The sequence below is a fragment of the Rhizobium sp. NZLR8 genome, from assembly GCF_019685025.1.
Classification (GTDB): domain Bacteria; phylum Pseudomonadota; class Alphaproteobacteria; order Rhizobiales; family Rhizobiaceae; genus Rhizobium.
Window position 1 is genome coordinate 86,962 of sequence record NZ_JABDVY010000004.1, and the last position, 21,464, is coordinate 108,425.

General features: G+C 56.3%; 26 protein-coding genes and 4 pseudogenes. 15 read left to right on the plus strand and 15 right to left on the minus strand.

Annotated elements, in window-relative coordinates:
* The first annotated feature begins 357 nt into the window (after positions 1 to 357).
* Positions 358 to 1,131: an SOS response-associated peptidase gene (locus tag HJB89_RS10875; RefSeq protein ID WP_221149782.1), complete on the plus strand. Its 774-nt coding sequence runs from the start codon at positions 358 to 360 to the stop codon at positions 1,129 to 1,131.
* Between the two features lie 170 nt (positions 1,132 to 1,301).
* Here the strand turns inward: HJB89_RS10875 and HJB89_RS10880 are convergent, their stop codons facing one another.
* The 3 genes from HJB89_RS10880 to HJB89_RS33725 form a co-directional block, all read right to left on the minus strand.
* Positions 1,302 to 1,682 (minus strand): hypothetical protein, encoded by a 381-nt coding sequence (locus HJB89_RS10880; RefSeq protein ID WP_221149784.1) that lies wholly within the window; start codon positions 1,680 to 1,682, stop codon positions 1,302 to 1,304.
* A gap of 101 nt (positions 1,683 to 1,783) precedes the next feature.
* Positions 1,784 to 2,524, minus strand: coding sequence for a hypothetical protein (locus HJB89_RS10885; RefSeq protein ID WP_221149786.1), 741 nt, complete (start codon positions 2,522 to 2,524; stop codon positions 1,784 to 1,786).
* Positions 2,525 to 2,565: 41 nt separating this feature from the next.
* Positions 2,566 to 2,919: an HNH endonuclease gene (locus HJB89_RS33725; RefSeq protein ID WP_409201825.1), complete on the minus strand. Its 354-nt coding sequence runs from the start codon at positions 2,917 to 2,919 to the stop codon at positions 2,566 to 2,568.
* Positions 2,920 to 3,460: 541 nt separating this feature from the next.
* On the opposite strand from HJB89_RS33725, the gene HJB89_RS10895 reads away from it, so the two are divergent.
* The 6 genes from HJB89_RS10895 to HJB89_RS33200 all read left to right on the plus strand — a co-directional run bounded on the left by HJB89_RS10895 (position 3,461) and on the right by HJB89_RS33200 (position 7,003).
* Positions 3,461 to 3,652 carry a DUF6494 family protein gene (locus HJB89_RS10895; RefSeq protein ID WP_221149789.1) on the plus strand — a complete coding sequence of 64 codons (192 nt, stop codon included), beginning with the start codon at positions 3,461 to 3,463 and terminating at the stop codon, positions 3,650 to 3,652.
* Between the two features lie 918 nt (positions 3,653 to 4,570).
* Positions 4,571 to 4,939 carry a hypothetical protein gene (locus HJB89_RS10900; protein ID WP_221149790.1) on the plus strand — a complete coding sequence of 123 codons (369 nt, stop codon included), beginning with the start codon at positions 4,571 to 4,573 and terminating at the stop codon, positions 4,937 to 4,939.
* A gap of 155 nt (positions 4,940 to 5,094) precedes the next feature.
* Positions 5,095 to 5,799 carry a hypothetical protein gene (locus HJB89_RS10905; RefSeq protein WP_221149791.1) on the plus strand — a complete coding sequence of 235 codons (705 nt, stop codon included), beginning with the start codon at positions 5,095 to 5,097 and terminating at the stop codon, positions 5,797 to 5,799.
* 145 nt (positions 5,800 to 5,944) lie between these two features.
* Positions 5,945 to 6,262, plus strand: a complete 318-nt coding sequence (locus tag HJB89_RS10910; protein ID WP_221149792.1) for a hypothetical protein — start codon at positions 5,945 to 5,947, stop codon at positions 6,260 to 6,262.
* Positions 6,263 to 6,332: 70 nt separating this feature from the next.
* Entirely contained in the window at positions 6,333 to 6,530 is a 198-nt protein-coding gene (locus HJB89_RS33730) for a BA14K family protein (RefSeq protein ID WP_221150008.1), read from the plus strand.
* 278 nt (positions 6,531 to 6,808) lie between these two features.
* Positions 6,809 to 7,003 (plus strand): hypothetical protein, encoded by a 195-nt coding sequence (locus HJB89_RS33200; RefSeq protein ID WP_184340863.1) that lies wholly within the window; start codon positions 6,809 to 6,811, stop codon positions 7,001 to 7,003.
* 413 nt (positions 7,004 to 7,416) lie between these two features.
* On the opposite strand, the gene HJB89_RS10925 is transcribed toward HJB89_RS33200, so the two are convergent.
* Entirely contained in the window at positions 7,417 to 7,683 is a 267-nt protein-coding gene (locus HJB89_RS10925; protein WP_221149794.1) for a hypothetical protein, read from the minus strand.
* On the opposite strand from HJB89_RS10925, the gene HJB89_RS33735 reads away from it, so the two are divergent.
* On the plus strand, positions 7,615 to 7,908 hold the full coding sequence (locus HJB89_RS33735; protein ID WP_409201823.1) for a hypothetical protein: 294 nt from the start codon (positions 7,615 to 7,617) through the stop codon (positions 7,906 to 7,908). The genes HJB89_RS10925 and HJB89_RS33735 overlap by 69 nt on opposite strands.
* Positions 7,909 to 8,253: 345 nt before the next feature.
* Here the strand turns inward: HJB89_RS33735 and HJB89_RS10930 are convergent, their stop codons facing one another.
* From HJB89_RS10930 to HJB89_RS10955, 6 genes are all read right to left on the minus strand, one after another.
* On the minus strand, positions 8,254 to 8,499 hold the full coding sequence (locus HJB89_RS10930) for a BON domain-containing protein (protein ID WP_221149795.1): 246 nt from the start codon (positions 8,497 to 8,499) through the stop codon (positions 8,254 to 8,256).
* A gap of 273 nt (positions 8,500 to 8,772) precedes the next feature.
* Complete coding sequence (locus HJB89_RS10935) at positions 8,773 to 9,153, minus strand: hypothetical protein (RefSeq protein WP_221149796.1); 381 nt, start codon at positions 9,151 to 9,153, stop codon at positions 8,773 to 8,775.
* Positions 9,154 to 9,276: 123 nt separating this feature from the next.
* Entirely contained in the window at positions 9,277 to 9,441 is a 165-nt protein-coding gene (locus tag HJB89_RS10940; RefSeq protein WP_221149799.1) for a hypothetical protein, read from the minus strand.
* 48 nt (positions 9,442 to 9,489) lie between these two features.
* Positions 9,490 to 10,302, minus strand: coding sequence for a DUF1236 domain-containing protein (locus HJB89_RS10945; RefSeq protein ID WP_221149801.1), 813 nt, complete (start codon positions 10,300 to 10,302; stop codon positions 9,490 to 9,492).
* A gap of 99 nt (positions 10,303 to 10,401) precedes the next feature.
* Entirely contained in the window at positions 10,402 to 10,797 is a 396-nt protein-coding gene (locus tag HJB89_RS10950) for a DUF1236 domain-containing protein (protein WP_221149803.1), read from the minus strand.
* Positions 10,798 to 10,929: 132 nt separating this feature from the next.
* Positions 10,930 to 11,202 carry a BON domain-containing protein gene (locus HJB89_RS10955; protein ID WP_221149805.1) on the minus strand — a complete coding sequence of 91 codons (273 nt, stop codon included), beginning with the start codon at positions 11,200 to 11,202 and terminating at the stop codon, positions 10,930 to 10,932.
* A gap of 272 nt (positions 11,203 to 11,474) precedes the next feature.
* On the opposite strand from HJB89_RS10955, the gene HJB89_RS10960 reads away from it, so the two are divergent.
* Positions 11,475 to 12,413: a sialate O-acetylesterase gene (locus HJB89_RS10960; RefSeq protein WP_221149807.1), complete on the plus strand. Its 939-nt coding sequence runs from the start codon at positions 11,475 to 11,477 to the stop codon at positions 12,411 to 12,413.
* Between the two features lie 331 nt (positions 12,414 to 12,744).
* On the opposite strand, the gene HJB89_RS10965 is transcribed toward HJB89_RS10960, so the two are convergent.
* Positions 12,745 to 13,017, minus strand: a complete 273-nt coding sequence (locus HJB89_RS10965) for a DUF982 domain-containing protein (RefSeq protein ID WP_221149809.1) — start codon at positions 13,015 to 13,017, stop codon at positions 12,745 to 12,747.
* A gap of 564 nt (positions 13,018 to 13,581) precedes the next feature.
* On the opposite strand from HJB89_RS10965, the gene HJB89_RS10970 reads away from it, so the two are divergent.
* A complete protein-coding gene (locus HJB89_RS10970; RefSeq protein ID WP_221149811.1) occupies positions 13,582 to 14,814 on the plus strand; it encodes a serine hydrolase in 1,233 nt (410 codons plus the stop codon).
* A 108-nt stretch (positions 14,815 to 14,922) separates the two neighbouring features.
* Here the strand turns inward: HJB89_RS10970 and HJB89_RS33210 are convergent.
* Positions 14,923 to 15,057: pseudogene (locus HJB89_RS33210) on the minus strand (acyl-CoA thioesterase); the annotation flags it as partial.
* Between HJB89_RS33210 and HJB89_RS33215 the strand changes: the two are divergent.
* Both HJB89_RS33215 and HJB89_RS10975 read left to right on the plus strand, forming a co-directional pair.
* A pseudogene (locus HJB89_RS33215) lies at positions 15,048 to 15,227 on the plus strand (SOS response-associated peptidase); the annotation flags it as partial. The pseudogenes HJB89_RS33210 and HJB89_RS33215 overlap by 10 nt on opposite strands.
* Before the next feature lie 19 nt (positions 15,228 to 15,246).
* Positions 15,247 to 15,428: pseudogene (locus HJB89_RS10975) on the plus strand (NIPSNAP family protein); the annotation flags it as partial.
* A gap of 252 nt (positions 15,429 to 15,680) precedes the next feature.
* On the opposite strand, the gene HJB89_RS10980 reads toward HJB89_RS10975, so the two are convergent.
* The 3 genes from HJB89_RS10980 to HJB89_RS10990 form a co-directional block, all read right to left on the minus strand.
* Positions 15,681 to 15,890: a hypothetical protein gene (locus HJB89_RS10980; protein ID WP_221149813.1), complete on the minus strand. Its 210-nt coding sequence runs from the start codon at positions 15,888 to 15,890 to the stop codon at positions 15,681 to 15,683.
* 289 nt (positions 15,891 to 16,179) lie between these two features.
* The gene (locus HJB89_RS10985; protein ID WP_221149815.1) at positions 16,180 to 16,782 is read right to left on the minus strand and encodes a hypothetical protein; all 603 of its coding nucleotides are present in this window, start codon (positions 16,780 to 16,782) and stop codon (positions 16,180 to 16,182) included.
* A 70-nt stretch (positions 16,783 to 16,852) separates the two neighbouring features.
* Positions 16,853 to 17,386, minus strand: coding sequence for a hypothetical protein (locus HJB89_RS10990; protein WP_221149816.1), 534 nt, complete (start codon positions 17,384 to 17,386; stop codon positions 16,853 to 16,855).
* 828 nt (positions 17,387 to 18,214) lie between these two features.
* Between HJB89_RS10990 and HJB89_RS10995 the strand changes: the two genes are divergently transcribed.
* From HJB89_RS10995 to HJB89_RS11005, 3 genes and pseudogenes are all read left to right on the plus strand, one after another.
* Positions 18,215 to 19,765 (plus strand): Fic family protein, encoded by a 1,551-nt coding sequence (locus HJB89_RS10995; protein WP_221149818.1) that lies wholly within the window; start codon positions 18,215 to 18,217, stop codon positions 19,763 to 19,765.
* Between the two features lie 244 nt (positions 19,766 to 20,009).
* A pseudogene (locus HJB89_RS11000) lies at positions 20,010 to 20,264 on the plus strand (ISL3 family transposase); the annotation flags it as partial.
* Positions 20,265 to 20,847: 583 nt separating this feature from the next.
* Entirely contained in the window at positions 20,848 to 21,333 is a 486-nt protein-coding gene (locus HJB89_RS11005; protein WP_221149820.1) for a hypothetical protein, read from the plus strand.
* Positions 21,334 to 21,464: the final 131 nt, after the last annotated feature.

The window sequence follows — 21,464 nt, forward strand, 5'->3', positions numbered from 1 at the left end:
CTCAGCTACTTCTTCGACCCAAATGATGAGCATTTCAAACGAGCTGAACTAGCCCGTCACGAGATGCTGCAGAGAGGGCGGCTTTGAAGTCGTGTCCTTCCCAAGCAATCGAAGTTTCCGGCCGAGCAGAAGGCACAGGTGATAACGTCAGACGAACGTGGTGCTCGTGACTCACATTATGCTCGCTAACGTCGCCGCTATCGGGTGACAACACTCCAAGGTGACGGTGTCAATCAATCCTCCCGGCCGGGGTCAGAGCATCGTGATCCACTGATATCGCAAGTCTGGACCAGCATTTGACGTCGTCTCCCAAAGGGATAGGCTGTCCGCAACGCGAAAGGGAGGTCGTTGCGATCAATGTGCAATCTCTACCGCATGGAGGACAAGGACTGGGTCAGCAAATGGGCACAGGACGTTGAGAGCCTGATCAACTTGATGCCCGCCTATCAGATGAACCCCGACCAGGCGGGGCCAATCGTTCGCAACACGGCCGATGGCCGAAAGCAGCTTGTTCATGCGAGATGGGGTCTCCCTTCGCCATTTTTTGCAATCAAACAGGCGGCCGAGGCCCGGGCAGAGAAGTTGCGCCAGAAGGGCAAGCCCGTCGAAATGGACGTGCTCATCCGGGTGGAGCCGGACAAGGGTGTCACAAACATTCGAAATCTCAATCTTCCGCATTGGAAGAAATGGTTCGGTGTCCAAAGCCGTTGCATCGTGCCGGTGACCAGCTTTGCCGAACCCGATCCTGCCAGCAAACAGGACGGTGGAAGCACGCCAAATGCTTGGTTTGCTCGCGACGAAAGCAAGCCACTGATGTTCTTCGCGGGGGTGCATGTCCCCCAGTGGCAAAGCGTTCGGAAGGTCAAGGACGGCCTGACCACAGACGACCTTTACGCCATCCTGACGACCGATCCCAACGACGTCGTCAAACCGATCCACGGAAAGGCGATGCCAGTCTTGCTGTTGACAGAAGAAGAAACGGACATCTGGATGAGGGCACCATGGGAGGAGGCGAAGGCATTAGCTCGGCCGCTCCCGAACGACCAGATCATGGTGTCGTCACGAGAGCCCTACGGTTCGACCATCGTGACCACGACCGGGGAGCCGGTGTCGCAGCCGACTCTGTTTTAAGACAAATTGCACCGCCTCGGCGTTTTCAGTCCTCCTCGATCCGGAAGATCGACGAGGAACTGCCTGAAGCTCGGCGAATAGAAGGTCGCTAGGCCGTTGTCCTCGGCTTCCTCCAGCTGCTCGGGCTCGCCTTCATAAGCGTCCTGCGTGGGTCTAGTTGCATTTGCAACCTACGAAAACCACAAGCCAGCGTGGGGGTCGAAGGTCCAACATTTGCCGACCAGACGATTTACCTCGGGCTCCAAAAGACCGATGAGATTTGTAATCAAGCCCGGATCATCTTTCATGGCCCATGACAGTTCGAGACGCTGATTGCAGAGAGCAATTGCACTGCTGTCTTTATGAGGAAAAAATTCCGCAATCTCCTGGGATTCAATCAGGACATGGCTCTCGCTGCTTAATTTAATATCCAATTCGAGCGGTGCCCCGAATTTCAAGTGATCGGGAGCGACCTGTTGAAGAGGCTCGCGGTACCGGGTCAGCGCCGCCTCCAGATCGTTCAAATCGTGAAGGCCGTCGCGGAAAAGGATTAGCAAAGAGAGACGTTGCATTCATGAACCTCAAAAATTTGTCATTTCCTACTGCATCGGGAGAGCAGCGAGCTGAAGCAAGGAACCGTCAGGGGAGCGTCACAGAGGCGTCGTCCGCCCTCCTACGAAGCCGGGCGGGAAAATCGCGTAGGAGGCACCTGAAGGTCTGACCGACGTTGCGAAACAAGCGTGCGGATCAACGCGCCCGCAAAGACGAACAGGAGCAACCAAAGCACTGTAGTGAGGGTGATGAATTGTGTCCCGATGCGAACATAGAGCGAGTATTGGATGGTCATGATTGCGCTTTGCGGGTTGATCAACCTCAGTCCGGCAATCCATGCCAGTGTCACGAATAGCGGTATGGACATGACGGCACTGATGATCGCAGACAATGCCATGCTCACTTGAGCAATCTTCCAGCTCCCTGGCTGTGCTTCACTTCCGTCCTCGTCCGAGCCTTTCCACAGCGAGAGGAACGTAACAAAGACGAAGAAGAAGATTAGGGTTATCGGCCACCGGATCGACAGGATTCCCAAGGAAAAGCCCACGGCCCAAAAATTCAAACCTGCCATCAGAACGTCACGAGCGGCAAGCAGCCAGAAAAGCGACGCAACAACCCACCAGGAACTCAATCCGGCGCGTCTGCAGCGAGCAAATATGACGGTCAACATTGCGGTACCGTATATGAGGACCCCAAGCATCCGACCATACAATCCGAATACGAGCCCAACCGCTCCACAGGTATCCGGCGCACAGCGGATCGCGCGTGCGAGAGCAGACAGAAGAAATGGGAAGCCAAGGATAAATGCGATCATCGCCACTGTGAGTACGCTGGTGTAGGTGGCAAACTGTCTGCGCGGCATGGGGGCGCTCTCCTGTTCCACGCAAACATAACGCGAGTGAATTAAGCTATTGAAAAAGAGAAAGCTTCACATTTAGGGGACCGGTTGGGGTAGCGTTCACCACAACGCGTTACCGGCATGCAGGGGCGGGGGGTATCCACCAACGTGACGCGATGCCATCGACCTTGCTCCATCCGTGATCGAACAAGGCCCATATAGGAGACCGCGTCTTTCGGCCGCTTTCTCTTGTGGCGGTTCCCGTTGCAATAACGACAGGCAGCGACGACATTCTCGTTTGTATCGCGGCCTCCATCGCATCGAGCCTCCAAATGCTCTGCCGTGCACTGGAACTCCAACGTTGCGCGGCCCGTGAGCGCAAACCGTGAGCTGAAGCTTTTCGGATCAGTCTCCCACATGGGTTGCTGGCAGTAGTAGCATAGCCATCCTTGGCTCTCGGCGGCCTGACTTCTCAGATATTGTATTCGCTTCTTTAAGTTCACGAGTCCACGTCCTTTGCTTCATTGCTGAAGCGGACGTGCAACGGACCAAAGGGCCGCCCCTCAGTTGGGAGGATATTCCTCGCACAAGACGACGCCTAAAAGCGTCACTCCGCAGTCTTTGAACGGTACGACGCGTCTAAATCCGCGCTCCGCTGACGGGTCTTCGACCGACCTCAAGCAAGCAATTGTCTTGCCTCCGTCCGAACTCAAGCTAGCAAAACTGGTTCGGTTGTCAACTCTGCCACCGGATATCGGCGTGCATGCGAGCGAAAGGCATTTGAAACGGATTGATCCTTATCCAGCACCTGTCGGTAGGCCGGTATGGACGGCTTGTCACCCCGTCGTTGCCCTCAGCCCCCAAAAGGTCAGAGCACCCTGATGTACTTCACCAACTCGATAGCTTCCCCGACCACTTTCCTTCCGTTACAATCTCTTTCGGATGTAGAGGAGTTCCGCCATGAGCGAAGACGCCTTCAACATGTCGATCCGCAAGTTCCTAAAGGAAGTCGGCGTGACCTCGCAGCGTAAGATCGAGGAGACGGTGCGTAACGGGCAAACAGACGGCAAAAAGCTGAGAGTCCGCATGACGCTAACGGCCGAAGGCGGCGGCCTCAACCACGTGGTGGAGGGTGAGATCGAACTTCCATAGGCCGGGGAATTGATTAAGTGACGCGATCTCCGCTGCCAGTTCTTTGACCGGCCGTCGATGGTGCCTAGCGCCCATTCCTAGTATCGGGCGTCCCCTGCGGATTTGCGGCATTAGGTAGCAAATACCACCAAAAACGGCTTATGCGTGCGGGTGGATGCTCTGTGGCAGGATCAGGTATGAGGTTCGGGGCGAACCTTATGTATCGGGCCTATGTCATTGCGACATTTGCCGAAAGCTGATGGGGTCCCCGTACTAAGCGACTGCGAACTGGTACCAGCCCCAAGTTCGGGTGACCGGGGAGGTGCAGACGTATGAGCGTCGTCAATTTTGCTCTGTATGCGGTTCGCGCCTCTTCTATTTGTTCGACGGCGGCGTTGAGATATTCCTCGGCACCCTGGACGAGGCTCTCTACGACATCAAACCGTTGCTTGAGGGCTGGACGGTCCACCGAGAACCCTGGCTTCCTCCTGTTCCTGGAATCGCATGGCATGTCGAAAACCCTCCAAAGCTTTAGGGTGGCATGTTAGCGATCTTCTCCTCGGTTGCATTAATGCTGGAACTTGGCGCGTGCCATGAACGATGCAATTCCTTTGTCAGGTGGCGGGCGAATGACGGTGACGCGGCGCGACAACGTCATCTACCGCAAGGGCGGCGCATGGTCGCCAACGCGCGCGCTTCGTCGTAAATGATGGCGGTCAGAATTGTCTGGGCTGGATGACACCTGCGGAGTTCCTTTAGGCAATCAACCCGTGACATGATCGCTGGTGCGAACTCAAAACTGGATAAAGTCGATCATCGGGGTGCGGACCTGTCCACTGAGCGCAAGGCCCAAGAGGTTCGACTCCTCGTCAATTCATCAGATGGGACTAATGGACTTGCCCGCTGATGTAGGTCATCGTGCTGCCCCAGGGGGCACATATGGGCAAGGTTATCGACTTCGATCCGCGAATGCATCGGAAGTGGAAGGCGAAAGGCACACCGTCGCACGGAACGGGGAGGCGCTATGCCCGCAAGAATCCGATCAAAAGTCAGCTTCCCAACTGGCTACCTGGCGCAGCGCTAGCGACGGGAATCGCGATACTCGCCGGCGCTATATTTACATCGCCCATGGCGTCCGGCGTCGGCTGCGGCATCAAAGGTAATGTCAGCAACACCGGCGAGCGAATTTTTCACGTCCCTGGCCAAGAATATTACCGTGAGACGGTTGTAAATCCGTTTCGCGGGGAGCGATGGTTCTGCACTGAGGCGGCGGCGCGCGAGGCTGGATGGAGGAAGGCATTTCGGTGAGCCCTTTCTCTGATCGATGCGTTGGGCGAATGGCCACTCGCGCGGATGCTTGAGCGTGGGCCCTAAGCAGTCATCTGCATTCTATCCAAATATGAAAATTATTGTTGACTTGGCCCTGTTAAATCTCTCGCTCAGACGGATATCTGGGTGAGACGTTGAAGTATCTTGTTATGGCATTTTTAGCCGCTGGGCTCCTCGGCTGTGACCAACTCGGATTCCGGGAGTGGCACTGGAATCAAAAGATCACGCTCACGGTAGAAACGCCGGAGGGCGTTCGTACGGGCTCGTCTGTGCAAAACGTGGCATGGTACGAGAGCCCAACTTGGGCAAAGATCGGTGACAGTGGCGGTTGGTTCAGCCACGAGTTGCAGGGCGAAGCCGCAGTCGTTGAGTTAGCTCCGAACAAATACCTTTTCGCACTGATGAAGACCTATGATGACCCGGCCGCCAATGCGGTTTTCCGCCCAGAGAGAGGCAAGTCGCGATCAACCGTAGACCACCGAAGCGAGATACGAGCGGAAAATGACGCTATCGAATCATCGAATGAAACGAGGCGGATTCCGAGGGGCTCGTTTCCAAAATTGGTAACTTTCACGGACCCGTCCAATCCATCCACCGCCCAAGAGGTTCCTGCGCTCGACCTTGAAGGCACATTTGGGAAGGGCTACCGACTCATATCCATTCAACTGACCATTACACCAGAGCCGCGAACGTCCGGAAATATAATGAAAGTGCTTGGACCTGACTTCTTCAAATTATGGGCCGTGCAGTTCGAGGCAAACTTTAAGAGCGCTGGTGCCTTCAGTAAGCGCCCCTTCGCATTCAGAATTACCCGTGAAGACTTCATAACGGGAGGGTAAAGCTCGCCCCCGTTGCCGTGTCATCCGTTTATCTCTTCACGGTCCATTCCGCCATCCTACTATTTCTCCTGTGCCGACATCTGCGGCGTCTGTCCGCCTCTCTTGCCCACTACCGTTTAGCAGCTGTTAAAGGGTTCGCCTTGGTATGCTGATGTTGTTCTTTATCCTTTTTATTTTGCCGTACATCGTCGGTTTCGTCGCGCTGGCGTTCTGGCGGCAGGGGTGGACGCTTATGACGGCAACTGTCGCAATGGTTGTTGTCTATTTGTTTTCCAGGGGATCAGGGGATGGCCCCGGCGCGTTTGCGGCGGATGCCCTTCCAGCTATCCTCGGGGTTGGAATGGCAGCCGGGCTAATAACCAGCGTCATTGCCATGACGTCGAACTATCGGACTGGCTACATTGTGGCGACAATGTTCCCTCTCGGATATATCGCTGGTTATACCGTAATCGGGTACTTCTGAAGCCGTCAGGACTGTCGCTACTGTCTGGAAGGGTTACCTGGGAGCGGACCATCGCTCCTAGTATTCAGGGATTAGCGCCCACGAGCGTTGGTGCCATGCGCACTATCGTTCGTACAGGCCGTTCAACAATACCTTCCTGGCCCAATTACGGCCCCGTCTCCGATGCTTCGACCCCGCCGGCGGGCCTTCGACAATGGGCCGGACGAACGTACATCATTTGTTACTTCGCACCTGCGGTAATTATCATACGATTCAAACTGCTAAATAACAAAAAAAATCAGTTGTTTGCTTGGGGTTTCTCGACTACGTTTTTCACAGGGGATTTCCGAAATAACCGGCTCACGCCGACGATACTCAGCGGTCGTTTGACCTTGCTTGAGGGAGGATGATGACGTTGTTTGTCCGACTTCGTTTATTTGCAACGGTGCAGCGAGTGCGTGATCTCGTCTCGATCCGATACCGACCTACGACGGCAATCTGACGCCTGATAAACCCTTTGTTCCACTTTTCTAAGATCGTGCTGCTGTAGCGCGCCGAAGGTTTGTTATGCAAAAGCAAGCTGTCGTATTCAATGGTCAGGAAGTCGGGATCGCGATCCCTGTCGAGAACCGCCTCAAATTCATCGCTGTCCGCTTCAATGTCATCGACTTGGACAACAGGCTCTTCGACACGGTTACCGAAATCCGGCGCGCCATTACAGAGCATCTCGCGTCCAGCGGTCGTGCGATCACCTCGCACTGACGCCGAATGACGCTCTCTACCTTTGTCTGCGAGGGTATGAATTGGGCCTGCTTTCGGATTTGGCTATTGATCTTGACGATCTCGAATTCCTCCTGGCGACCATCGTCGACGCATGCCATGAGCTGAAGATTTCTCCAGATCATCAGGGTTTCGTCGCTCGGGTCGTAGACTTGCACTCCCAGGGCCACTCCCGGGAGGAAATCCTCCGAAGTCTTAGGGTGGAGTTCGCGAGTCCCCATGGCGATAGGCAGAAACATACCCTTTCAACCCTGAGGACAGTGGCCACGTGGGTCTCGACGCTATCCTACTCGCATGAATAACGAGGACCTCGTGGAGCAGGCCGCAGCGCTAATCAGACCCTACCAGACCACAAGCGGTCCGTTGTTTGGCGATGGTAGCGCAGTAGGATATCGTTACTCGCGAACTTTGAGACTATCTCCGTATTTCAGGGCGAGCCGCCTGCAATCTTCGCAATCAAGCTCAATGCCCTCCAATGTGACTGTCGCAGCCGCCGTGCTGCAGACAGACTGATCCAACCTGGCGACACGAAGAATGGCGTTGCCAAGCAGCATATCACATGGAGCATGCTCTAATTCAGGGCCGCCGACGCTGTGCGTGACAATACCCCGCACCGTGGCAAGCCATTTGCGCTTTCGGATGATAATTCTGTCCTCGACCATGAGCGAGCCTCTAACGGAAACTCGGTCATTTCACCTCGAACTGACCGAGTCAGTGCTGAGAAAACCCGTTTAAGAAATCCTTGTTCCCCGGGGAAAACCACTCTCGATCAGGGTCGGCGGAAGAACTTGGTTTGGGTGCAGCCGACGCTCATAGCCGAGATTGAGTACCGCGCCCGGACACACGATGGAAAGCCGCGACACGCCGCGTACAAAGGCTTGCGCTAGCGACAGGACAATACCCCTTACATAATTGACTGAAGATCGTCGCGACTTACAGGGAACGAGGCCACGAGAATTCGCCCGGCTCTGTTCGATCTATTGAATTTTGTTGTCGGGGCAGGGATTCGAACCCCGCGTCACAGCTCGAAGGCTGGAAGCAACCTCGGATACCCGAGGGATGTGGAGAGCGCCGCGCTCCGATTACGCTTACGCCCGACTGGGCCATTAACTCGTGGGCCTTGCAATTGTTCCTGATAGGGCGACCAACTTTCAAGCCCAGCATTGGTCTCCGAGCTTTGCTGGCGGGGAGAGGATTTGGACGCAGGATAGGAAAGCTTCCTCCTGAACGGGCTAGCTATCTTTCATCTCTCCGCGGTCCTGCATCCTGTCGTGCACGTTCTCCGGTCCCGCGATCAAAGCGGCGATCGCCGTCGCTTTCTCCCGATCACCATAACCGGCCACATAGCCTTCGAGCAGGACGCTTCTGCCCACCATGCTCACCGAGATTGACGAGCTTTCCAGTTCTGGTTCCGCGGACACAGCGGACTGCACGCTCGCAAGCTGGTCGTGGGCGAGGTTTTCCGGTTCAAAGGCCATGGGAGTCCTCCTTCATTATGTAAAGGAAACAGCGGAAAGACGAGTTTGTTCGCGATAGGGACTTAGGTCCTAGAATGCTAGGGGCGGCCGAGCTGCCCCAATTTTTCGACGATAGCGATTTCTCAGGTGAGCGGTTCTGACCGCACGGCACGGCCGTCTGCGAAGGGTTCCGTCGTCGGATGTCCTCGCCCGCATTCGAACGCTTGCTGACCGATGGCCACGGCGGCAACGACCAGAAATCCGGAGGGCGGCCGGGCCGAACACGGCGCAATCCTATTTTTCCGCGCGGTTGAGAAGAATACGCATTTCGTCGAAGCGGCGCTTGCGGTCACCGTCATCGATGTTCGGTGAATAGCACGTGCTGGATACGCAGAAGCGCACAAGGTTGTGCGGCTTGTCCGCCTTGTCGAACTCGCATCCGAATATGTCGGTCATTTCGGCCGGCGCCGTTCCCTGCCGCGTAGAATACGACATGCGGACACCCGGCGGCTTCAGCTCAGGAAAGGATTGCACGGTACCGATAGCGAGCTGATCGGTCATGAAGAAGCTCTTTGCCACGGATTTGCAGGTATCCTCGAGCTCAGGCGACTGCGCCATCGCATTTGCGGGCAAGGCGAACGCGCCAAAAGCAAATAATATGATCGGCTTACGCACTGCGACTTCCTCCACTGTCTCCTCGATTGAGGTAGAGCGGTGAGACCAGATGGCTATGGACGAAAGACCCGCATCGTTTCAGGCCCGTGGCTCCTTGAGGCGGCTCATCAGCAGCATTGGCCGTTATGAGATAGGGCCAAGAGCTGCTGAACTTACAGGAACCCACACCCGAGCCGACGCTTGATGGCCGGATGACAGGGCCAAGCAGCCAACAATGGCGATCATGGCGAGCAGGATGACGATGACGGGAAAGGCAGCGCCGGACGGCTTGTCTTCATTGTAGATCATGGATGGCTCCCGCGGCCCGGCGGCGCAAAACGCCGCCGGTAACGACTGTTAGGCTTCGATGATGTAGACAATCGTCAGAGCATCGGGATCGACAATTACGATCCGGCCGTCCGCCAGTATGAAGAAGCGGTATCCTTCATACTGGGGAACGAGCTTGATGATGCGCGGCGGCAGCGGTTCAAGCCGCACCTTCTTCGGGATTTTCACCCCGACGGAGACCGCGAAGTCAACTTCCTTCACTGGCGCAACATGGACCTCTTTCACCACGGTTCGAATTTCCGTCTGCTGCTCGACGGAGATGTTGACGTTGGTCTTGGTGTTAGTGGTCTGGTTGTTTGTCGTGGTGTTGTTGTTAACGTTGGTTTCGGAAGAGCTCTTGTTTGTCGTCGTCGCGTTCTGATCGGTCGACTGCTTCGACTTGTCACCGCTTTGTGTGGTGGTCTTCGAACCGCTGCTCTCCGTAGTCCCGGACTTGGTGGCTGGCTTCTGTTCGGTTGTGGTGGCACCGCCAGCGTCCTGCGATCCGGGCTTCGTTTCCGTCGAAGACTTGCCCGACGCGCTTCCGCTTGTCGACGAATTATCGTTCGAGGGCTGCTCGGTGCTCTTTTTCATGTCCGAACCCTGATCGGACTTCTGCTGCGTTGACTGGGTCTTGCCTTGCGGGCAGGCTCCTGAAGCGTCGGGAGTGCAGTCGGTGCCGCTCTTGCTTGCCCCGGACTGCGAGCCGGCGTCCGTGCCGGTCTGAGATTGGGCCTGGCCGCTGCTCTTCGTGTCCTGCTGGGCAGCCGCCGGCAAGGTTGCAAGTGGTGACACGCTAAGTGACAACGCTGCTACGAGCATGGTGAGATGATTGCTTTTCATGATTGACCTCCGATGTTCGGCACACGACGCCGGCCCGCATTCTCATGCGGTGCATGGGTGCCTCGTGTGTTGGGAAAGGGCGGCAGAAGCCGCCCATCGTCACTGGATGATCTGAATGACCTTCCGCGAGGAAGGTTCGACGATCACACGCTCATCGTTGACGATCGCGTATGAATATTTCGGGTCATCGGGAATCGGCGTCACGACCACCGTCTCCGGCAGGGGCTGTCCGACGACGACCTTCTCCTTCACCACGACACGCTTGGTCGGGGCGGGAGCCTGCTGAACATAGGTCACCACTTTCTGCGGCGGCGGATCGATGGCGGTGCCGATGACTGCTCCGGCAACGCCGCCAATAGCTGCGCCAGCGGGGCCGCCGACAATGGCTCCAGTAACCGCGCCACCCGCCGCACCATTGACCGTTGAGGATTGGGCAAAGGCAGATGCCGACGCCAGGAGAATACTCGTCGCAATTCCTACTGCTTTGATATTCATGTCTTTTCCTCCTTGAGGCGGTTGATTCCGATGGAGGAAACTAAACTGTCAAACGGAGGAAGTGTTCCAGAGCTGGGACTTCATGCCGGGGCTCAAACCAGACTTTAGTCCTAATCCCTACGGATGCCGCTGCTACTGCGTAGGAAAGTGGCTCAGCATCCGGTCCTGGACGTTCTCCTCGCCGACGATCATAGCCGCAAGCGAGATGGCTCTGTCGCGGTCGGCGGCCTTTGTTATATAGCCTTCGAGCAGGACGACAGGGCCGAGCATCCTGATTTCGATGGCACTGCTGTCGAGATCAGGATCGGCGGAAAGGGCTGCTTCGATTGTTGCTATCGTCGACGCTGAACTGTGGCCTTGCGAGCAGCGCTCTTCGTGGTTGTAGTTATTGGGGCCGAACTTCATCTTCTCCTCCTGTCCGTCCCTCCACGGACATTCAAGTTACTCAAGCACAATATGAGAGCGTGTCTTAAGATCGCCAGCCCGACTTAAGTCCGTCTTCCCCTCGGCGCTATGTGACGTAGATTTTCCTCTTCCTTGTTGAAAGGACACCAGGGAGGTTTTAGCGATGTTGCTGTACTCCAGTCAGAACCTCTCTGGTGACGCGTTTTCGATCCATGCGGGCGATCGCTTTTGGGGAGTAAAGGGCTCGTAGGTGCTGACTAAAGGGTAATGCTATGGGTAAGCGTTTCGTCTTGGCCCTGATGGCCGGTGTCGCCGTATATGTACTCGGCGGCATGAGTGCGAGGCACGACATCGTTCCATGGCCGCAGCTTTCAACAGTGAAACACCGCGTCGTCGGAGCAGAGGCTACACCACCCAGTCGCTACAGCTTCGACGACAATCGGCGGCTGATCGGGGATGAGACGAAGACCGCCTTTCCATGCCCGATACAGACCGATCGAACAGCTGTCTTGCTGGTTCTCGGACAATCCAACGCCGCGAACGACGGGGGGCAACGGCATAGATCGGCATACGGCGAGAGAGTCATCAACGCCTTTAACAGCCATTGTTTTATAGCGGCATCACCATTGCTTGGAGCCACCGATACCAAAGGTGAATACTGGACGTCGCTTGGAAATTCCCTGATTGCCTCAGGTCAATACGACAACGTCGTTATCGCCCCCCTGGCATATTCTGGCTCCGAGGTCGCACGATGGGCGAAAGGGGGCGACGTGAACGGCGAATTGATCGACACCGTGAAGCAACTGCGCAGTGCCGGATATCGGCCCACAAAGGTTCTCTGGGTGCAGGGAGAGGCCGATTTCGTCAAGGGTACAAGCGCGCCAGCCTACGAGGAACGATTTCTTTCAATGGTCGCTACGCTGAGAGGACAAGGCGTCAACGCTCCCGTGTATATTGCGATCGCTTCAAAATGCTTGGAGCCGAGCAATGGCGGGTTCAAGGTGCACACGCCGGACAACCCGATAGTTCAGGCGCAACAGAACCTGTCCAAGGGCGGCGGTGGGATTCGCGAGGGGGTCAATACAGACGCCCTTCTTTCTGATGACGACCGCTATGACGACTGCCATATCGGTGGCTCAGGAGCAGACAAGGTATCGCGGGCATGGCTGAACATTCTGCTGGATGACCGCCGGCTGCAGGCGGTTCGTTGACTATACATCTTTCGAACTCTGCGAGGCTGATGAGCCTTGGGTTCCGCACATTCTGACCGCATCTGCCTTTGGTCGACTGACATATCTTGAGGGTCCCGTTCTTTGGCAGATACTCCGCTGTGCAAGGTGGTCGATCTCATTGCGCGGGCTTCTGGCCACGCTTCGCCGAAGCGGATGATAGCGGCTACACCGTGGAGCCCGACGTCATCCTTCGTTTTGAAGTCGGTGATCAAACGATCCGGATCGACTTCATCGTTGAGGCGAAGCTCGGAACCGGCGCGTCGCAAAGCCAATCGAGAAGCCAAATCCGAGTGTTCTTAGATGCATGGATTTATTGTGATCGCTGAACCACAGTCAGCGCAACGATGCCGGCTTCATCGGCGGCACGTAGGAATGCGCCCCAAAATTCCTCGGCAGCGATCTTCCCGCTGATTGCATCGACGCAAGCCTTCACCGCAGTGACGTATTCTTCGCCGTCATCGAAGGGCCAGTCCTTGAGCAGTATGTATGCCGCGTCGCCGAGGGTGCGGACGATCCTGTGAGTTGGCTGACCGCGCAGAGCCAGCCCGACGGGTGTGAATACAGATGTTGCGTCCGAGTCCATTATCGTCGACCTCAGGGCAGGGATCGCAATCCCCGAGGCATAATATACGCTTGTATTCCAAATTCGTAGTTGACGATTGGTTAACCAGCGTGACCGGGTGTGAAGGGATGCCGCTGGAAAGGAGTGGGCGTCGCAGCCCATGACGAACTGGTGGGACGCCTCCCGGATCGACAACGCGGCGACGGAGGCCGCCGAGCTATACGGGGTCCACAGGGCGGGATCGTCGGCCCTTATGGGACTTACTGAACTTCCCCTCGAACTCGAGGGGAAGTTCGCAGCGTTTCTCGGTGTCGTCGACGCCACGGTCTTTCCTACCAGGTGGGGTGCAGGCTACGGGCTCGTCAGGACGGGTGCGCCGGAACCACCATGTCGTCATCGACGTTCTTGCACAGGCCTGCCTCCAAGAGGGAGCCGACGGCGCGACGGGCACTGATCGAACGACGGCATCGCGCGGAGGCTTGCCGCAGCCGGGCCGAAAACACAGATGCGGGCAAGGCAACTATTGCAATAATGCGGGGAAAGCGCAGGATTGAAGGGCCTTCGCCTGCGACAGGACATTGCGCGATGAATCAATTTGGTAGCGAACCAGTTCGTGATCCGGAGGACCTCGGCTTCGACAAGGCGCGGCTCGCGCGACTGAAGCGGTGGATGCAGCGATATGCCGACACCGGGCGCTGGCCGGGTGGTGCGGTGCTCATCGCGCGTCATGGAGAACTCGCCTTTTTCGACTGCGCCGGGCACGCCGACGTCGAAGCCAAGCGGCCTTGGCACCGCGACCTCATCGCCCGCATCTACTCGATGACCAAGCCTGTCACCGCCGTAGCGCTGATGATGCTGTACGAGGAGGCCCGCGTGCATCTCGACGATCCGGTCGAAACTTACCTGCCGGAATTCAAAAATAGGCAACTTCTGATACCGGACGCAACGTCGCTCGACCAAACGGTACCCGTCAAAACGAAGATGACGATCCACCATCTGCTGACCCACACATCCGGCCTCAGCCTGTTTACCAACCCCGGAATACTCGGCGAAGCTTATGCCAAAGAAAAACTCGGCCTCGCCCTTGCCTACGGTGGGCTCGACAAGATGGTGCGCAGGATCGCCGAGCTGCCATTGGAATGGGAGCCGGGCACGAAATGGCAATACAGCACCGGGTTAGATATCATCGGCCGCATCGTGGAAGTCGTTTCCGGAATGACGCTCGACAAGTACTTCACGACTCGCATCTTCGAGCCCCTCGGCATGACCGATACCGGCTTCTCTGTGCCGGGGTCTGAGATCAGCCGTTTTCCCCCGCTCTATGAGGCTATGGCTGGCGGAATGGCTTTGCACGAAGCGCCGGAGGTTTCGGAGTGGCGGCAGGACAGGGTTGATACGTTCTGTGGCGGAGGCGGGCTCGTCGGAACCATCGACGACTATTGGCGGTTCGCCGAAATGCTGCGGGCTGGAGGCGAACTCAACGGCGAACGCATCCTCAGTCCCCGCACTTTGAGATTGGCGGCGTGCAATCACCTGCCGGGCGATCTTGCCTCGCTGGCAGCCGAAGTTTGGGCCGAAACCCAGTTTGATGGCGTCGGGTTCGGTCTGTTGGGCTCTGTCGTGCTTGATCCGGCCAAGGCACAAATTTCAGCGCAGGTTGGAGACTATGGCTGGGGCGGGGCGGCAGGAACCTTCTTCTGGGTAAGCCCGGTCGACGACATGGTTGTCATTCTCTTCACGCAACTTTTGCCCTCAAGCGCCATTCCGGTGCGCAAAGAGCTGCGCGCACTCGTCCATGGGGCTTTGACAGGGGCCTGAAAAGGTGCGGAGGACCACCTTTGGCAGGTCATCCGTCGCGCGGATCGATGGGCGGCAACGACCGGCTGGACGCTTGGTGTTCCGGGTGTCGAGGCCAGAGGCGCGCATTCACGCGCGCAGTATCTGTATGATCACCGCCCATGCAGCCTCGCCGAGCCTTGCATCGGCCTCGTCGCTGCCGCCGTGGGCGTGAAGCGCCGATCTCGGCGGTGTTTGGCCCGGCAGCAAAGCCCGATGTCCGGCCCGCCTATCAGATGAACCCGGACCAGGCGGGGCCAATCGTTCGCAACACGGCCGATGGCCGAAAGCAGCTTGTTCATGCGAGATGAGGTCTCCCTTCGCCATTTTTGGCAATCAAACAGGCGGTCGAGGCCCGGACAGAGAAGTTGCGCCAAAAGGGCAAGCCCGTCGAATCGACATGAACGATCTGCCTACCTGCTCGAATGGCAGTCGCTGGGGGGCGCGAGCAGAAATGGGCCGAGCTCATAGCCGATCGCGAGTGGCAGGAAGCCAAGGCGAATAGCGAGGCGGATGGGCCGACCGTCGCCAACATCGCCAGTTCGCTGCTGCAGCCGACACGCTTCTACCGCGGTTTCTCCAAACCGTCGAAATAACGGCCAGAAACTTCTCCCGTTGCCTCCCGCAACGGCCAGCTAAAATCGCTCGCGAAATCCTATCGATCAAGGCGGCGGTCGAACCCAATTTGCAAGAGGCACTGACTAGCCTTGGCGATCTTACCAGAGTTGAATTGGTCACCGCAGTTTGGATCGTAACTGGGAGGGGATAAGACCTGTTGGGAAATTCAGACCAGCGCCTCGCGCGTGGCGACGACTGTCTTGGCCGGAACGAACATGACGTCACCCCAACTAAGGCCATCCCCACGACTTGGCTTGGCTGGCGAGCAAAACCAGCACGACGAAAAGTGCTGCGAGCGGAAGGATCAGCTTGGCCTGCCTAGCGTGGAATGACGGAGGCGCTCTCATGATATCGGTTCGTTTGCCGATCTCGGTCAGCATAATCCACATAATCGCGCCAAACGTCATGATTGCAGCGGTCAACAATATGGTGCTTGTCATGGTTGTAACTTAGATGGTCGCGTCGACAACGCAAGATACTTAGCTTCGTGTTCCTTTCGAAATTTCTTCGGGACCGCGAGATCGCGAGCAACTGACGGTTTCCGTTAACGGAACACATGTGAAATCCACACGGTCCTGCTCGACAGGGCGGCCATTAGAGCGGGGGACGTCATCTGGCATCTGCCGATGGCGGTCACACGTTTGCAGGTAGAGGTTAAGGGGCTCGGGAAGGCACATCCTCGCGATCGTGCCGCAGCCGGAAGTCCCTCGACATCATATCAGAGACAAATTAGTCAAGGGGTATGGTCGCGGTCTCCGCAATCGCATCCTGCGACTTGTCGTGCTGGTAAAGCCAGACATCGACTGCTTGCGGAGTCATCGCGGCTGCAACGGCAACGCCTTTTACGACCATGAAATAGTGCGTCCAGTGTCGGACTTTCAGACCGCCCACGGGTTCAAGCTCCAGCCCAGCTTGACTCAATCTCGCCAGCGTTCGCCATGCCCGCACGTCGATCACAGGCCATTTGTGGGGGAGCGTCCATGCGAGAATGCACGAGGCCGTGGGCAACCTGACACCATCGAGCCCTATTAATAGACGAACAGCCATCTCCGGTTCGTCCGTCTTCAAGGCCATTGCAGTCAAATGCTTGATAGTCTCCGCCGAGTTGGACCGCAGTGCGTTGCGCGTTTTCGTCGAAAGCTTGCCGCCATTTTTCACGAGAGCAATGTCTTCAAGTTCCTCTGGAAACAAGAAACCTCGCTCCGCGACGCCACGTTGTTGAAAAGTCGCAATTAGTCCAGTGGGATCGCTCCTCATCGGTACCGCAATATCGAATCGTGGCCGATTTTCAATCGCGGCGAGGATCGTCAAAACCGTCTTGTCGACGCACATCAAGAACTCCAACCGGTTTGGCTGCTAAGAGATTGCCGCACAGAGAACGCATGGCTTCGAGCCTGATCTCTCAGTAGCCCATCAAAGTCCGCATTTCTTTTGCTGCGTTCGACAGCGATCCGGGAGGGGAGTTGATCATTCCTGGCACAATCATTTCTTTGAGAAGCTTAGTCTCCATTTTATTTATGAGGTTCTTGTTTCTCTGTAACGCATAGGAAATCAGGAGTTTTTCGAGGTATGCGACATCACGGTGCTTTGAAGTTGACGGAGACGAAAACAGATGTTTTGCATTCGTGGTCCGAGCGTAGAAATAGACGAGCGGAGTTCCTTTGCCGACGTACTTTATCGCGGATTCGTATTTTGATAGCTTGTCGATCGTTAAGCATTCGCGCCTGAAGGATTGCCTTTCTGCCTTGCCAACATACCAAGGCTTAATACCGCCACCCACGCGAATGCCGAAAACGTAGCAACCACACGCGTCACCCAGTCCGGGCTGGCTGTATTCAACTTCGTCCCAGAATGCCCGTCGTTGATCACTGTCACCAAGGATAACGCGACCGGAATCCCTTGGCAGTTCAAATCCGCCGTAAAGGTAATATCTCAATTTCTTCTCCGAGTGCCGTCGTCAAATAAAATCAATCAGCCCGGGAATATTGCCTTCACAACTTTAAGGATTAGTGTAAGTCGCGGAATGAGATAGTTTCTTTGAAGGATCGGGAACCAAGGCACTCATCGGTCTCATCTGCGCCATGGCATGTTCGCCATCCTGTTCCTCGTCATGACTGTCTTTGTTGTAGTAAAGGCCCGACAGGTGGACTTAACCGCAGCGGTCGCTGTTTTGACTCGGCCCGTCGAAGCAGCTCCGATCGTCAAATGGCTGTTCATAGTGGTCGGGGCCCCAGCGCTCGCGCTTCTCATCCATATAGGCGTTGGTAAGTTATACTTCTCGGCGAAAGGCGAAGGGCCTTATGGTCCGCCTCCGCCCAAATTGCGAATTCCTAAATATCATGAGCCAAAGCGCATATTCCCTTGGGTTCCTTACACAAACCTATTTACCGTTTTTATGACATTTTGCATCTTGCTCATGTGTGGCATCCGCTAGGGAGAGGGACGAGATACCCTTCCTTCGCGCCCCACCTCGTGATTTGGAATACCCTTGACGCATGACGGGAAGCTGCGTGTCGAGAAACTTCGAGCACGGAACTCTTCTGCCGCCCCCGTCCCAAATGGTACCGCGCCTCTAAGTTTTAAAAGTTATCATAACCGCCTCGTTAATTTTGAAAAGTTTTCGGTCTCTTAATTTTGCCCGTTGTTAAAGTCGGGAAAACGTCTTATCCCATCAACTTCGTTAAGCTGCGAAAGTTTTCAATGATCGGCCAAAAAACGTGAAAGTTTTCAAAATCGGTCAGTACGAGTGCCTGAGGAGGAGGAGTTGGCAGAGTTCCCTGACTTCGTACTATCGACAACGGAAAATTCCCTACGGGTGTCGCGCGCGGTTGCCGCCAACAAGCTACGGCCACTAGGCAATCGACTCCATACGACGCACCTCCAGGGTGATCCGTCCGATTTGATCCGGCAGAACGTGTGGACGATCGCGGCGCTTTATTTCCCTGGAAGCTTGGTCGCTGATCGCACAGCTTTTGAGATGAAGCCGGCACGAGACGGCAGGGTGTTTCTCGTTGCCGACACCAAGCGCAGTGTCGAGCTGCCAGGGATAAGCCTCCACGCGAGGACCGGAACCGGAAGAGTCAAAGGAGATTTTCTGATGAGGGACGGCCTGTACTGCTCGTCACGCGCAAGAGCGTTCGTCGAAAACATGCGTCCGTCTCGTGCCCGCTCTGGCGTCGCGCGGACCGCGTCCCGTCTCGAGATCGAGAAGCAACTCACAAAGTACCTTCGAAGCAACGGCGAGGATGGCCTGAACCACCTTCGAGATCGGATCAAGGACGCTGGGAAATCGCTCGGCTTGTCGGATGAAGCTGCAGAACTCGACGGCATGATCGGCACTCTCCTCGGCACCCGTGATGTTGTTCTGACAGCCCCCTCTGCTATCGCGTTCGCCTCAGGCACGCCGTTCGACACGAACCGCGTCAAACTATTCGAGGCCCTGCATGATGGCCTTCGCGGCATGGGGCCACAACTTCCTCGAACATCGCGGATCGCGGCATCCGAGGTCGTCAACTTCGCATTTTTCGAGGCCTATTTCTCGAACTTCATCGAGGGAACCGAATTCGAGGTCGACGAGGCGGAGGACATCATTTTCAATGGTGCAATCCCCGATGACCGTCCCGCCGACGCTCATGACATTCTCGGCACATTCGCCGTTCTCTCTGATCCCGAGGACATGGGACGAGTCCCGACGGACTTCGAAGAGTTCACGAAGTTGTTGAAGCGTCGGCATGCCAAAATCATGGAGGGCAGACCGGAAAAGCGTCCAGGCGAATTCAAAACCGCAGACAACAAAGCCGGCTCGACGACGTTTGTCCGTCCAGAGGAGGTGGTCGGCACCCTCCAGCGGGGGTTTCAAATCTATCAACGGTTGGACACGCCTCTCGACCGGGCGATCTTCATGATGTTCCTCGTCGCCGAGGTGCATCCGTTCGCGGACGGGAATGGACGCTCAGCCCGTATCATGATGAACGCAGAACTCTCTCGGGGGGGCGAAACGAGGATCATCATCCCCACGGTCTTCAGATCGAACTACCTCGAGAGCCTTCGTCTGATGAGCAACCACGGCGTACCAGACGCCCTGATCAGGACTCACGACTTCGCGCAGCGCTACGCGCAGGCCATCGAGTGGTCGTCGCTTCCACGGGCAATCTCTGTACTCCGCAAAACCAATGCCTTCGTTCTTCCAGAAGTGAGCGACAGGGAAGGGTATCGCCTTAGGCTGCCACGAACCGTGGACTTCGTGGATGACGACGACAATGACGGCGGCGATGGTACCGGCGGCGCGATGGCGGGAGCACCGAGAAGGCGATAGGCCACACCTGAATCATGGCGACGCTGGAGATGAAAGTACCTTCATCTCCAGCCGTTGGTTGGCTCCGTCTGGAAGCCAGCCCATTGACATTTTGGCCTGCTGAACATGCCGCCGCTCGTCGCAAGCCTTCGCGGTGGATTGTGGCATTTGCTACAATTCCGTAATTTTCAATTGGTCTCCATGGCGAAACTACGCTTTTGTTCCGTCACCGATCGGATCATACGCGGGTATGATGTCCCTATAGCGGCTGATGCTTCCCGTCAGTAACGACACCTTGCTACGAGTTATCCGCAGGCAAGGGCTACCGCCATCGATACCACCCCCGGGATCGGCATCGACGACTGGGCCTGGCGGCGCAATCATCGCTATGGCACGATCGTATGTGACCTGGAGCGTCGGCGACCGATGCGTCCCCGGACCGTGAGCCAGCGATGGCGGAGGCCTGGTTGCGGGAAAATCCCCACTCCAGATTATTGCTCGTGATCGAGGCGGCGCTTACTCTCGATGTGGACACCCCGGACGCTGTCATCGCCGCCGGCGGGATTTTGAAAGGCTAAGAAATGGATGCGGCGGCGATCGGAGAAAGTTTCAGGGACTTGGTCCGATCACTATCGAACGCACGTTCGGCGGCAGGGCTATCGGAGAAACCGACCGAATTCAGGTGACAATGGCCCACGATCAACCCGTTTCCTTTGCACGTCTCCTCTGCTCAGAACAAAATTCTCGAAGGCAAAAATGACAGACTATCAAGCGCTTTTCGATGAGCTATCCGAAACGCAGGTACCGAAATACGACCTTCCCGCATAAGTCTCGGTTTCGAGAGATGTTGGGTCTTCCGGAGGGTCAAGCTCATTCGGTCGAACTAGACGACTGGAAAACCCGAAAAGCTGACTGCGTTATTCTTGAAGGCAGTCCAAACCGAAGCACAGCGCGAAATGCCTTGGCGGATGTTTGGGTATTTTTACCGATTGCAAGAGCGGCTCTCCAAGGACTTCAAAACGCCAGTGCCGCTGGAATAGATACTGATTTACGTGGGTAATGGCACTTCCAAGGCTATGGAGCCTCCGCTAATTTGGAACGGATTGCAGCTATCATACAGGTATAAGGATCTGAAGCGTGTCGGGACGGCCGCTCACCGCGCCGAGCTTATAGATAGCCCGCAGCCCTTCGACTGGATCCTGCGTGTTCTTTGCTTCGAGGAAGTGCATCATAACGTCTGGCAGGAAGTCGCGGCGAAGATAAACTCGGCACTAAAAACAAGGCGTACGGAAGCTCGATTTGCTGTCGCCTATTTCGTCATCGCGCTCGTCCTTCGTGGCCCGAGCAAGACCAAGGAGTTGATTGAGATGTTGCAAATCAAACTTGATGAGATCCCGATCATCCGCGATGTCATTGATCGCGCGGAGGATTATGCGGTTAGGAAGGCATTGGTGCGCCGCATCTTCATGCGGCTGCAGAAACGCGTTACGACGTTGGGGATTTGTCTGCCACCGACTTGGTCGGCCTATCCGAAGACAACCTTGAGGCGGTTACCGAAGCCAGGACGGCGGAGATGGCTCGTAATCTGATAATGGCGTCAATTGCTGGCAAAACTCTATCTGGATTCAAGCCTAAGAAGGGAGACTAGAGGCTCTGAAAACAGATGTGCAGGCCGGTCTCGTCCGGTCGCCGTTCAATCATAGTTTGCTTGACTCGGTCT